Origin of the sequence: Rhodonellum psychrophilum GCM71 = DSM 17998 (assembly GCF_000381545.1) — a bacterium.
GTDB classification, from domain to species: domain Bacteria; phylum Bacteroidota; class Bacteroidia; order Cytophagales; family Cyclobacteriaceae; genus Rhodonellum; species Rhodonellum psychrophilum.
In genome coordinates, this window is record NZ_KB906676.1 from 1 (window position 1) to 12,959 (window position 12,959).

A 12,959-nucleotide genomic window follows, 5' to 3' on the forward strand; every position below is an offset into this window, starting at 1 on the left:
TGTTTCTTTCCCTGGCAAACCGTCTGCTCAGACTGGACAAGCAACTGACCGAACCGGAAAAGGCGAAATTCTCAGCCCTAACGGAAGGCAAAAGCTTGCAGACAGTCGTCAAAGACCTCCTGAATGCCTACAATCCGGATGTAATTGAGGGCATTGAAACACAGGTTCGAAATGAAAAACTTGGTGATGCACCTGATGAAATATCAAAATCAATCGCTGAGGAAATCGAGAAACTTCGAACTTCTGCAGCCAAAGTTTTTACCGGAGAACTGAATGAGTACGTGGAGAATGTCCGAAAAGCCCATGATCAGATCATCGATACGGTCAATCAGGATACCGTCACCAAATCTGAATGGGACAGGTTCACCACTGAAAAAGCCCAGCAAGTAATCCAGGACTTTACCACATACATCGAGCAACATAAGGATGAAATCATTGCGCTCAGCATATTCTATGATCAGCCTTATCGAATACGTGAACTGACCTTCAAGATGATTCAGGAGGTGATGGAAACGCTGAAACTGGAAAGACCAACCCTCGCCCCAAACTATGTCTGGGAAGCGTACAAACAGCTGGATCAAGTCAAAGAAAACAGTCCCAAGAACGAACTGGTCTCCTTGGTTTCTCTGATCCGGAAAGTATCAGGAATTGATCAACAGCTGATTCCTTATGACAGGACCGTCAATGAGAATTTCCAAAAATGGATTTTCCGACAGAATGCCGGACAGCACAACAAATTCACCGAGGACCAAATGTCCTGGCTCCGGATGATCAAAGATCATATGGCAACCAGTTTCCACTTGGAAATGGAAGATCTCGACTTTACCCCATTTGATTCTCAGGGAGGAAGAGGAAAAATGTGGAATCTTTTTGGGACAGATATGTTCTCAATTATTGATGAAATGAATATTAATCTGGCATCATAACTGTTACTTTTACAACTTAAACCATGATTGCATTCGAAAATAAACCAGAAATAGGAAAAGGGATTTATACCCTTAAGGATGTGGCGACTATCCTTCATCTACCTTATGCTAAGGTACATCGTTGGGTATGCACCTATTGGGATGGGAAGTTGGGTAAAGAATTCCAGCTCCAATATTCTTGGGAAAGAGATGGCTCAAGAGCAGTTAGTTTTCATACTGTGGTAGAGCTTTATATTATGATTCAGCTCGCAGAGAAAGGAGTAAAAACCTCTGATGTTTTGAAAGCTCATCAAAGACTTTCTGAAATCTATCTTACACCATTTCCATTTGCACAAAAGGAAGTGCTTGAGGAAATTAATACGGATGGCACGACGATCTTTTGGAAAAATGGAGAGAATCTGGTTTCATTGAATGGATCGAATCAATTCAACTTAAATATTATTAAGTTTTTCTTTAAGAAGTTAGAGTTTGATGGTGAAGTAGTTTCCAAACTCTGGCCGATGGGGAAGGATCATTCTATTGTAATTGATCCACTTCGAAAATTTGGTCATCCCATCATAGAAGGAAAAAATATTTATCCGGAAACGATTTACGGACATTTTAAAGCAGGAGATCCGCTGAATTACATATCGTATATTTATCAAATCACGGAGAAAGAAGCTGAGGATGCTATCAATTATTGTAAGCAGGTAGCATGATTATTTTTACGGATGAAAACATCCCTCCTCATCTGGCAAAAGGCTTCAATATTCTTCAGGCGCCCGAAAGTCTCAAATCAGGAGTTCCAATAGAGGTAATTCATTGGCCTGAATTTTCTGCTTATAGCGAGAAGGATCACGAGTGGATGCCCAAAATTGCTGCTTTGAATGCATGCATGATTACCCAGGATATCCATATCGCTAAGCGGAGGCATGAAATCGAACTTTTTAGAAAAAGCAACCTTGGGATATTTTTCCTGAAAGGAAAAAATAAAAAGCTCCAGCTTACCATTTGGGAAATGGTTGAAATCCTTGCTAAAGCATGGCCCGAAATATCCAAAATCGCAGTAAATGAGAAAAAGCCATTCGGATACGACATATTATATAATGGGAAAATTCGAAAAGTAGCCTTATGAGAGCAAATTGGATTGAAGTTGAATTGGGAGAAATTTTCGAAACTGTTACTGGGAATACTCCACCCAAAAATGATCCTCAAAATTATGGAGGTAAGATTCCTTTTGTGAAACCACCTGAAGTCACAAATAGACCAATTTCGAAGGCAGTAGAGTTCTTAAGTGAAAAAGGAGCCAAGAGATCTAGGCTTTTGCCAAAAGGTTCGATTTTAGTAACATGTATTGGTAATCTTGGAAGGGTCGGTCTTTCCAAAAATCAAGTAGCATTTAATCAACAGATAAATGCAATTAAGCCCTTAACCGGCATTGACTCATCATTTACATTTTACCAAGCACAATCTCCTAAGTTTAAAAACCAATTAGATAAGCTATCCTCGGCTACGACTGTGCCGATTGTAAACAAAGGAAAGTTTAACACCATCCTGTTTCATATCGCCCCCCTTCCCGAACAGCGGGCCATAGTCGCCCAGATCGAGGAACTGTTTAGCGAACTGGATCACTCCATCTCAAACCTCAAATCCGCCCAAGCCAAACTCGAAATCTACCGCCAAGCAGTGCTGAAAAAGGCATTTGAGGGGGGATATTCCAAATCCAATCCCCAAGAAAATTTTGTGCGATTAGAAGAGGTAAGTGATGCAATTGGTGGATTTGCCTTTAAAAGTGGAGATTTTAAAAAGGAACGATTCAAATATCAAGTAATAAGAATAGGGAATATTAGGCCCGGAGTAATTAGATTAAATGAATCTCCAATATTCTTAGATAAGTTGGATTCAAAGACACTTTCAAAAGCCCAAATTCTAAAAGGCGATGTTCTAATAACTTTGACCGGAACTCGGAAAAAGAGGGATTATGGATTTACAGCTTTTGTTGAAGGCCATAATTTATTATTGAACCAAAGAGTGGCTGCATTAAGGTTTGGTGAGAAATATTATCCAAAATTCTTTCTCTATTTTTCCTGGACTGACTTTTTCAAAGATCAATTTTTTGGATCGGAAACAGGAAATGTTGGACAAGGTAATGTTGGAATGAAATCGATAAGAGAGACACTAGTCCCTTTTTGTGGGATAGACGTACAAACCCAAATCGTCCAAGAAATTGAATCCCGGCTTTCGGTAGCGGATAAGATGGCTGAGACCATCCATACCAGTCTACAAAAAGCCGAAGCCCTGCGGCAAAGTATTTTGAAAAAAGCATTTGAAGGTAAGTTGCTTACGGAAGCTGAGTTGGAAGCTTGTCGCAAGGAAGCGGATTGGGAACCAGCGGAGAAGCTGTTGGAGAGGATTAAAAGTGAAAAGAAGAAATAACTATGGCTAAAGAAAAACAAATCGCTGCTCGTTTGATGCGATTGACCTGGAATAAATTCAATTGGCAGAAGCCTCAAGGACATAAATGGTCTAAAAGTAAGCAAGGAAATACTTCTGTTGCCTATGAACAGCAATTTGGATTTGGCCACGAAGAGTGGTTTTTAAATCCGGATTTTTATCATGAAGGATATCAGTACGGTTATATCCGTGGCGTTGATGGGATGCCCTATGAGGATTTATTTATTGACAAGGTTATTCTTTTCACAATACATGGGGAAACCAAGGTTAGGTATTTGGTTGGGGAATTGGCTCAAGTGGAAATAATTCCTGAACCAAAGAAGGCGAAGAAGTTTTTTAAAAAGGAATTAAAATCCATTGTTGATCAACTTAAAGAAGTAGGAGCGGACTATCGTGTACTTGAAGAGGAAGGCTTGGGATTTAATGTTCGATTTAAGCCAGAAAATGCTAATATCTATCCCGAATTGATTTTTTCTCCTTTTATCAATATCCATAAGTCAAAGTTTAGAAGGTTCCAACCTTTCAAACTTTCCACAGAAGATTTGGGAAATCTTGGGATGGGGTTAATAGCAAGCCCATCATTTGATTTCCTGCCAGGTGAAATTCTCTTTAAGGAAAAATTTAAGAGAGTAAGGGAAGCTTCTGAAACTAATGTATCGAGAATTCATTCTCACATTACAAAAGATCTGTTTAAGTATCATAGAGATATTCTAGGTTTAAATGTGGTAAACCTTTCAGCTGAGAAAACCACAATTGGTCCAAGAGTCTTGGATTTCGTCATATTAGAAAACGATCAATTTTCCATTTTTGAAGTAAAGACAAGCCTATCTGGATTTTTAAACTTTAGACAAGCCTTGGGGCAATTGTTTGAATACGCATATTTAGATTCAAGAGTAAATATTAAAAAACTGGTCATAGTAGGTCCTGTGAAACTTAATGACTCAGAAAAAAGCTACTTCGAATCTATTAGAAAGCTAATATCTATTAAAATTGAATATTGGGCTTACGAGAAAAGTGAAAACGATTTAGGAAAAAAATTCTTGATTTATTGATTTTAAAATTATGACCGAATCTGCTCTAATATCGAAAGTCTGGAATTTTGCCAACGTACTCCGTGATGACGGAGTAGGCTACGGGGATTACCTGGAGCAGATTACCTATTTGCTTTTCCTCAAGATGGCCGACGAAATGTCCAAGCCACCTTACAATAAGAATATCGGATTCCCGAGAATCAAGGATACTGAAGGAAATGAGATTCCGAATGGTGAATTCTGTAGCTGGGAAACGCTCTCCAAAAAACGAGGAGCGGAATTGGAAGCGTTCTATACCCAGATGCTTCGCTCGCTGGGAACCGAAAAGGGAATCTTGGGTCAGATCTTCACCAAGTCCCAAAACAAAATTCAGGACCCGGCCAAGTTGCTCAAGGTGATTGATATGATCGGCAAAGAGCAATGGACTATGGTGGGGGCAGACATCAAAGGCGACATCTACGAAGGTTTGCTGGAAAAGAACGCTGCCGATACCAAGTCCGGTGCAGGGCAGTATTTTACTCCCCGTGCTTTGATCAAAGCCATGGTAGCCTGCCTGGATCCCCAACCGATGAAGTCCGTCCATGATCCAAGTTGCGGAACTGGAGGATTCTTCCTTGCCGCCTACGATCACATCATCAGAAACCATGATTTGGATCGGGATCAGAAGGTATTCCTCAAAAACAAAACCTTTTCCGGGAATGAGATTGTGGCCGGAACCCGCAGACTCTGTCTGATGAATATGTTCCTCCACAATATTGGAGAGATTGACGGCAATACATTCATTTCCCCAAATGATGCGCTAATAGCCGATGAAGGATTCCGGGTGGATTACGTGCTTGCAAATCCGCCTTTCGGCAAGAAGAGCAGCATGACCATTACCAATGAAGAAGGCGATCAGGAAAGACAGGATCTGAGCTATAACAGACAGGATTTTTGGGCCTCTACTTCGAACAAGCAATTGAACTTCCTTCAGCATATCCGAACTCTGCTGAAAGTGAACGGGGAGGCAGCAGTTGTTCTACCGGATAACGTGCTATTCGAAGGCGGAGCAGGGGAGACAGTTCGGAAGGAACTTCTCAAGACAACTGATCTCCATACCATTCTCCGACTGCCTACAGGGATATTCTATGCAAATGGAGTAAAGGCGAATGTGTTGTTTTTTGACAATAAACCTGCTGCAAGAGAAGCATGGACGGAGAATGTCTGGATTTACGATTACCGAACCAATATCCATCACACCCTGAAAAAGGGAACCATGCAGCTCGAAGATCTTCAAGACTTCATTGACTGCTACAATCCAAGCAACAGACATAGAAGAAATGAAACCTGGTCAGCGGAACTTGCTCCCGAGAATGGAACCGGACCCGAAGGCAGATGGCGCAAGTTCACCTATGAGGAGATCATTGCCCGTGACAAAACCAACCTGGATATTTTCTGGCTAAAAGATAAAAGCTTGGCAGACCTTGACAATCTCCCCGATCCTGATGTTTTGGCTCTGGAAATCATCGAAGATGTGGAGGCTGCTTTGGATGGGTTTAGGGGGGTCATTAAAACACTATAAATGACATAAAATGGAAAATTTTGAATTTGAGAAATCCCTCAAAAAATTAGAGGAATTTATTAGCGAGGGCTTGGCATTGGAAGCAGGGATCCTTTATGATAGGATAAGAGAGAGCTTAGATCTTTATTCGGATGAGGATAAATATATTCAGCTTGAATCGTATTCTGAAAAAATTAATGACGCCAAACAGATCCGAAGGAGAAACGAGGTCCTTGGTGCTGCGACTGAAGAATTCTTTAACTCCGTGATAAAAGAGCAAAAAAGGCAATTTGAGGTAATGACTGATATTAGGTGGTACCTAAAATTTTTCTTTTGGTTGGCTGTAATTGGACTTATTCTTATGGTTATATCATGGCTGGTTTAGGGGATGTATATGTAGAGAAAAGCTGTGGCATGTAATATGGAGGTAGAATTTTGGTAGTTGAGTTATCCCAATTCTTGGATTCCTGATTCTGAAACCACCGATTTAACCAAATGTTACCAATTGACAAATGGTCAAAAAGAGGATATTGGAACTGTAGAAGGATTTGGAAATAAGTACGGGGAATTAGTAAGTGTTGTCAAAATTTTTCATCCCAATTATCAAAGAAATGGCTATGGTTTTGAAGCATTTGAAAAAATATTTAACGAAATAAACAATGTGGTTCCAATTACTATCATTAAAGGTAGTAGGCACGCTGGTGAGGAGTTTCAAGATATTGAAGATAACATGTCTACTAATTTAAAAGTTTTCAAAGAAAACTTAAAAAACCGAAACAAGAGAAACGAGGGCTTTTTTAACACCTACTGGAAAATGGGCAAAGGCCTTAGGATTTAATAATGTCAATATTAAGGCCTTTTATGAAGATGAGGTTTTAGTTGATTTCACCAAGTAAATTAAGCGACCTTGTTAAAAAATCGCAGCAACCTTTACATTCACCGCAGAAAACGGAAGTAATTTGGGATGAAAACTTTTGATCTTCTTAAGGGTGTTGGTATGATTTTTTTTAGTTGTTTCAGAAATATCTTTTTTCCGATATCGCTTTTCAATAATGGATTCCATATAAGTGATGTAATCCTTTTTCAGGTTGAATTGATAATATTCCTCCAAAAAGGTTTCCATTGATATTTCCTGATCCCGGAGCCTATACTGTACAAAAATCTCATTGCAGATCCCAATGGCCTGGGTAATTATCAACATGTTATCAGAATATTCCTTATCCCTGCCGGATCGCTTAATAATTTGTTGCTTTTCAAAATCAAAATGTGATGCCGGCCAATAGATTTTTAAGGGGAGGTATTTTGTCTTTCGATTGAAGCTAACCGCAATATAAAGCCCCGTTAAACCTTCTTTGGTTGTGTTTTTTTTGTAAGCGTAAAGTTTTGCGATTTGCTTTTTTGCCTTCATATCTGCCGAACAAAGTGTTGAGTTTGGAAATTAAAAATTTCAAAAAGTGCGTTTCCAGCTAAAGGGGCAATATTTGTTGCCGAACATTTTTGCAACAAAAAAGGGCCATACAGTTAAGTAAAGCCCTTTTTTGATCATTTGTGTACCCAGAGCCGGAGTCGAACATGTTGGATTTCATGATTTTTGAATTCTTGTCCTATTGTACAAATATTGCTATAAAAGTGGCCAAATAGACTATAATGACCACTTTTTGAAAGTTAAACTTATAGTATGTAGTATCATGTTATTTAAAGAAATCCACTAAATGTTTGCCAATGGTTTGCCAAATATATAAATTTGGCAAACATCATTGAAATGGCGACAATCAAATTTCAGCTCAGGAGCGAAGCAAACAAGGCTGTTCCAATTTACTTTTACCTTTCAATGGGGAGAGGTTCATTTTTTAGAATAAGAACAGGTTTTTCAATTCATCCTTCGAGCTGGAGTAAAGCGAAAGGATTCCCTAAACAAAATGATGAAGCCAATAAGAAAATTGCCACTAATCTGAAAGCACTAGAGAAGCACTTGCTTGAATGTATAAATGATGCGCAGGCGAATGGAATAGAAATCAATACGGATTTCCTAGAAAAGAAAACTAATGGATGTTTCAATAGAGAAGAAAAGACCGACAATTCATTGGTGACGTATCAGATACAGTACATCATTGATCATGCTGATACCCGAAAGATTCAGGGGAAAAGCAAAATCGGTCTCGCTGCAAACACTGTAAAAAACTATCAAACCTTCAAGAATATCATCGAAGGGTTTGAAGTGGTTATTAAAAAGCCATTGCGATTCATTGATTTGTCACCAGAATTGGTAGAGAATTTCAAGAACTGGCTGCTAAAAAAGAAGGGGTATTCAGTCAATCATGCAGGAAAACAAATGGCTTTCCTCAAAAGCATTTCAAGGGATGCAGAAAAGTTAGGTGTAACCATACATACAAATGCTTTGAAGATTGAAACATTCACTGAATCCAATGAGGATCGATATATTGTAACGCTATCATTTAATGAGTTGGACCAAATTGAAAAAGCAGAATTGAAGCGAGAAGCATTGATCAATGCCAGAAAATGGCTGTTGTTGGGTTGTGAAATAGGACAAAGGGGTGAGGATTTGATAGAGATTCGGCCAAATGATTTTCGGCATACCCAAGATGGTGCGTTTGTGGATGTGTTTCAGAAAAAAGGGAAAAAACATGTCTCAATTCCAATTACACCAAGAGCTAAAAGAGTATTGGATAAAGGGTTTCCTGAAAGTATCTCTCTTCAGAATTTTAACGACTACATTAAAGATTTGTGCAAAGAAGCAGGCTTAAATGAATTGACCGAGGGGAAAAAAATGGATCCTGAAACTGGTCGGAAGGTTCTTGGAAAATTTCCTAAGCATGAGTTAATCGTTTCCCATGGGTGCCGGAGGTCTTTTTGTACCAATTACTACAAAATAATTCCTACAACGGTAATTATGGGGGTCACAGGGCATTCCAAGGAAAGCACCTTCCTTCAATACATCAACAAGCCAAAGGATAGGGATGATAATGCAAAATTGTTTTTAAAATATTTTTCAGAAAATGGGAATTGATGAAATCCTCGACAATCCTTATTACAAGGAGTGTTTTGAACGAGCAAGTATTATTTTAAATAGAGAGATTGATTGTTTTTTGGAAAATGGTAAAAAGGGGGAAGAGATATTGCCTGAAGATGATGCTCAAACCCTAGATGAATTTAATTTTCTTACTAGGCTAGTGAACCATTTGGAAGACCTTACAAAAATATCAAATCTATTTATTCAATATGAACCACAACACTGGTTGAGTAAAGATGAAGTTTCAGATTTAGATACTATCCGGCTCTTTACCGAGATGACCCTAAATAAAATTTTTGTTGTTAGAGATACGATGGTTCAAATTATAAATAAAGCCTATCAAATTGGATTGCCTGAAAAGAAGCTTAAATGGTTTTTGGTGGAAAAAAATGTAAGCTTTAAAACATCAAAGTCTTATGAAATAATCGAAAATTTCTATAAGGAGTTTGAAAGCCTATTTGAGGTTCGAAACTATTTTACTCATCAAGGCGATTATTTGGATTCCGATTATGACGGAATAAATGGAGTTTACTTCATTATTAAGCATTCGTATAATTCTAAGGGTGGGTTGGATGAAAGCCTAAAAGGAAGTTTAGCAGGATCCAAGATTAAAATAGATAAACTAAAATTACACAGACATGGTCTATTTGTTGATTGGGAAGAGAAAGTTTTTAATCATGTATATCTGTTTTTAAAATCTTTGCCAATCAAGCAATAATCACCCAAAAAAATATTCCTTTAACTTTACTATCCCTGGATGCTAACAAATGCTAACATTTTTTTACTTCAAGGGCTATTCAAAACTTGTCTAAACTACACATTCCATTTTTGGTTTGAAAAACCCTGTTTGATAAAAACAGCCTTTTTAACTATCTGAGCATTGTAATTTTCATTTCCAGTAAATATTCCACCCCAATGTTAGCCATCTAATTTATTAAGTCCCTATTTTAGAAGGGCTGTTTAGCCACACCCACTCAATTGTTTCACTGCACCCACTCAATTCCCAATTTGATTTTTAACCCAAGCCATTAAATGTCCTTCCAAAAAACAGGTATTATGGCTGTTGATGCCAGTAAGAAAACCGTTACGAATGCAGGAACTAATCGAAAATCATTGATAAATAGGACTCCAAGTAATTATCTTTTTTTTTATTTCAAATTAAATTTCTAATTTGAAACTCGAACCAGCACTTTTTAATGACGCCCACTACAAACCAAAACCCGGAACAACTTGCAAGAGACCTGATCGATAGCATGCTAATGGCAGCAGGATGGTTGATTCAATCCAAATCCGAGGTTAACTTATCCGCCGCTAGGGGAATTGCTGTACGGGAATATCAAACAACTGTTGGTCCGGCTGATTATGTGTTGTTTCTTGACCGAAAACCTGTCGGAGTGATTGAAGCTAAACGAGAGGAAGAAGGAGAGAGACTGACTACGGTGGAGGATCAGTCCAGAGAATATGCAAGCAGCAAGCTCAAATACCTTCAAAATGGTCCATTGCCATTCGTCTATGAAAGCACGGGTACACTCACCCGGTTCACTGACTACAGAGATCCCAAACCAAGATCAAGGCCTGTTTTTCATTTCCACAAACCCGAAACCTTGGGAGAATGGATAAAGGAAGTTGACACCGTTCGGGCAAGGCTGAGAGAGATTCCCGTTTTGGATGAATACGGCTTACGACCTGCCCAAAAGATGGCCATCAAAAACCTGGAAGTGTCCTTCAAAGACAATCGACCGAAAGCCTTGATTCAAATGGCTACAGGCGCAGGAAAGACATTCACGGCTTGCACGTTTGTATATCGGCTTCTCAAGTTTGCAAAGGCCAAACGAATCCTGTTTTTGGTAGATACCAGAAACCTGGGAGAGCAGGCCGAACAGGAATTTCTGAAATATCAACCCACAGACGACAACCGGAAATTCACAGAGCTGTACAACGTACAGCGATTGAGTTCGAGCTACATTGCTTCGGATAGTCAGGTTTGTATTTCCACCATTCAGCGATTGTATGCCCTGCTGCAAGGCAAGGAATTAGAAGACTCGGCAGAGGAGGAAAACCCGAATGAATCTTCCTGGAGCTGGCAGAAAAAAGACCCTTTGCCAGTCGCCTACAATCCTAAAAACCCAATCGAACAGTTTGATTTCATCATCATTGACGAATGCCACCGCTCCATCTACAACCTTTGGAAACAGGTTTTGGACTATTACGATGCCTTCCTGATCGGGCTCACGGCCACACCGGATAAGCGAACCTTTGGGTTTTTCAATGAAAACGTCGTCAGCGAATACACTTATGAAGAATCTGTTTTGGATGGGGTAAATGTTCCCTATGACGTTTACACAATCGAAACTGAGATTACACAAGCTGGTGCCAAAATCAAGGCTAAGGAGTTTGTGGACAAAAGAGAAAAGCTATCCCGAAAGAAAAGATGGGAACAGCTGGACTCAGACTTGGATTACACCGCTAATCAACTGGATAAGGATGTAGTCAATCCCAGCCAAATACGAAATATCATCCGTGCCTTCAAGGAAGCACTTCCGACTATTTTCCCCGATCGGATTGATGAAGCTGGGGAATTTGAAGTACCCAAGACGCTGGTTTTTGCCAAGACAGACAGCCATGCAGACGATATCATTCAAATCATTCGGGAGGAATTCAACGAAGGAAACGACTTCTGCAAGAAGGTTACCTATAAGATAGAGGAAGACCCAAAGTCTGTTTTAAATCGCTTTCGAAACTCCTGGGCGCCTCGAATTACAGTGACTGTCGATATGATTGCAACAGGTACGGATGTGAAGCCTTTGGAAGTCTTGCTCTTTATGCGGGACGTGAAAAGTGCCAATTACTTCGAGCAGATGAAAGGCCGGGGAACCCGAACCATCAATTTTGATGATTTGCTAAAGGTCTCCCGAACAGCAAAACATACCAAAACCCACTTTGTAATAGTGGATGCAATCGGGGCGATCAAGTCCAAAAAGACGGATAGCAGACCTCTGGAACGCCAACCCACTATTCCGCTAAAAGACTTGTTAGGCGCTGTGAAAATGGGCGCTCAGGATGAGGATTTGTTTCTTTCCCTGGCAAACCGTCTGCTCAGACTGGACAAGCAACTGACCGAACCGGAAAAGGCGAAATTCTCAGCCCTAACGGAAGGCAAAAGCATGCAGACAGTCGTCAAAGAACTCTTGAATGCCTACAATCCGGATGTCATCGAAAGCATCGAAGCGCAGGTTCGAAATGAAAAACTTGGTGATGCACCTGATGAAATATCAAAATCAATCGCTGAGGAAATCGAAAAACTTCGATCTTCTGCTGCCAAAGTTTTTACCGGAGAATTGAATGAGTACGTGGAGAATGTCCGAAAAGCCCATGATCAGATCATCGATACAGTCAATCAGGATAAGGTCACCAAATCTGAATGGGACACGTTCACCACTGAAAAGGCTCAGCAAGTAATTCAGGACTTTACCACCTACATCGAGGAGCACAAGGATGAAATCATTGCGCTCAGCATCTTCTATGATCAGCCTTACCGAAGACGTGAACTGACTTTCAAGATGATTCAGGAGGTGATGGAGACTCTGAAACTGGAAAGACCAACCCTTGTCCCAAACTATGTCTGGGAAGCGTACAAACAGTTGAGTCAAGTCAAGGAGAACAGTCCCAAGAATGAATTGGTAGCCTTGGTTTCTCTGATCCGTAAAGTATCAGGAATCGATCAACAGCTGACTCCTTATGATAGAACGGTCAATGAGAATTTTCAAAAATGGATCTTCCGACAGAATGCCGGACAGCACAACAAATTTACTGAAGATCAAATGGCTTGGCTCCGAATGATCAAAGATCATATGGCAACCAGTTTCCACTTGGAAATGGAAGATTTGGACTTTACCCCGTTTGATTCCCAAGGTGGAAGAGGAAGAATGTGGAAGCTATTTGGTACGGATATGGAACAGGTAATTATTAACTTAAACGAAGCTTTATCAGCTTAATTT

Annotated in this window: 12 protein-coding genes; 11 read left to right on the forward strand and 1 reads right to left on the reverse strand. The window is 39.8% G+C overall.

Annotation, left to right across the window (positions count from 1 at the left end):
• The 8 genes from F824_RS25670 to F824_RS0107950 form a co-directional block, all read left to right on the forward strand.
• Positions 1-926: type I restriction-modification enzyme R subunit C-terminal domain-containing protein (locus tag F824_RS25670; RefSeq protein WP_033405201.1), on the forward strand; the 926-nt coding region annotated here is incomplete at its 5' end.
• Between the two features lie 23 nt (positions 927-949).
• On the forward strand, positions 950-1,624 hold the full coding sequence (locus F824_RS0107920) for a DUF433 domain-containing protein (protein ID WP_019597337.1): 675 nt from the start codon (positions 950-952) through the stop codon (positions 1,622-1,624).
• Positions 1,621-2,040 (forward strand): PIN-like domain-containing protein, encoded by a 420-nt coding sequence (locus tag F824_RS0107925; RefSeq protein ID WP_019597338.1) that lies wholly within the window; start codon positions 1,621-1,623, stop codon positions 2,038-2,040. The genes F824_RS0107920 and F824_RS0107925 overlap by 4 nt, the downstream gene beginning before the upstream one ends.
• A complete protein-coding gene (locus F824_RS26795; RefSeq protein WP_019597339.1) occupies positions 2,037-3,341 on the forward strand; it encodes a restriction endonuclease subunit S in 1,305 nt (434 codons plus the stop codon). The genes F824_RS0107925 and F824_RS26795 overlap by 4 nt, the downstream gene beginning before the upstream one ends.
• A gap of 2 nt (positions 3,342-3,343) precedes the next feature.
• The gene (locus F824_RS0107935; RefSeq protein ID WP_019597340.1) at positions 3,344-4,411 is read left to right on the forward strand and encodes a hypothetical protein; all 1,068 of its coding nucleotides are present in this window, start codon (positions 3,344-3,346) and stop codon (positions 4,409-4,411) included.
• A 10-nt stretch (positions 4,412-4,421) separates the two neighbouring features.
• Complete coding sequence (locus F824_RS0107940; RefSeq protein ID WP_019597341.1) at positions 4,422-5,951, forward strand: class I SAM-dependent DNA methyltransferase; 1,530 nt, start codon at positions 4,422-4,424, stop codon at positions 5,949-5,951.
• 10 nt (positions 5,952-5,961) lie between these two features.
• Positions 5,962-6,315, forward strand: a complete 354-nt coding sequence (locus F824_RS0107945; RefSeq protein ID WP_019597342.1) for a hypothetical protein — start codon at positions 5,962-5,964, stop codon at positions 6,313-6,315.
• Positions 6,316-6,435: 120 nt separating this feature from the next.
• The gene (locus F824_RS0107950; protein WP_154654327.1) at positions 6,436-6,768 is read left to right on the forward strand and encodes a hypothetical protein; all 333 of its coding nucleotides are present in this window, start codon (positions 6,436-6,438) and stop codon (positions 6,766-6,768) included.
• Between the two features lie 72 nt (positions 6,769-6,840).
• On the opposite strand, the gene F824_RS0107955 is transcribed toward F824_RS0107950, so the two are convergent.
• The gene (locus tag F824_RS0107955) at positions 6,841-7,338 is read right to left on the reverse strand and encodes an Arm DNA-binding domain-containing protein (protein ID WP_019597344.1); all 498 of its coding nucleotides are present in this window, start codon (positions 7,336-7,338) and stop codon (positions 6,841-6,843) included.
• A gap of 354 nt (positions 7,339-7,692) precedes the next feature.
• On the opposite strand from F824_RS0107955, the gene F824_RS25680 reads away from it, so the two are divergent.
• The 3 genes from F824_RS25680 (at position 7,693) to F824_RS0107970 (ending at position 12,956) form a co-directional block, all read left to right on the forward strand.
• The gene (locus F824_RS25680) at positions 7,693-8,958 is read left to right on the forward strand and encodes a tyrosine-type recombinase/integrase (RefSeq protein ID WP_019597345.1); all 1,266 of its coding nucleotides are present in this window, start codon (positions 7,693-7,695) and stop codon (positions 8,956-8,958) included.
• Positions 8,948-9,679, forward strand: a complete 732-nt coding sequence (locus tag F824_RS0107965; RefSeq protein ID WP_019597346.1) for a Cthe_2314 family HEPN domain-containing protein — start codon at positions 8,948-8,950, stop codon at positions 9,677-9,679. Before F824_RS25680 ends, F824_RS0107965 begins: the two co-directional genes overlap by 11 nt.
• A 478-nt stretch (positions 9,680-10,157) precedes the next feature.
• The gene (locus F824_RS0107970) at positions 10,158-12,956 is read left to right on the forward strand and encodes a type I restriction endonuclease subunit R (RefSeq protein ID WP_019597347.1); all 2,799 of its coding nucleotides are present in this window, start codon (positions 10,158-10,160) and stop codon (positions 12,954-12,956) included.
• The last annotated feature ends 3 nt before the right edge of the window (positions 12,957-12,959 follow it).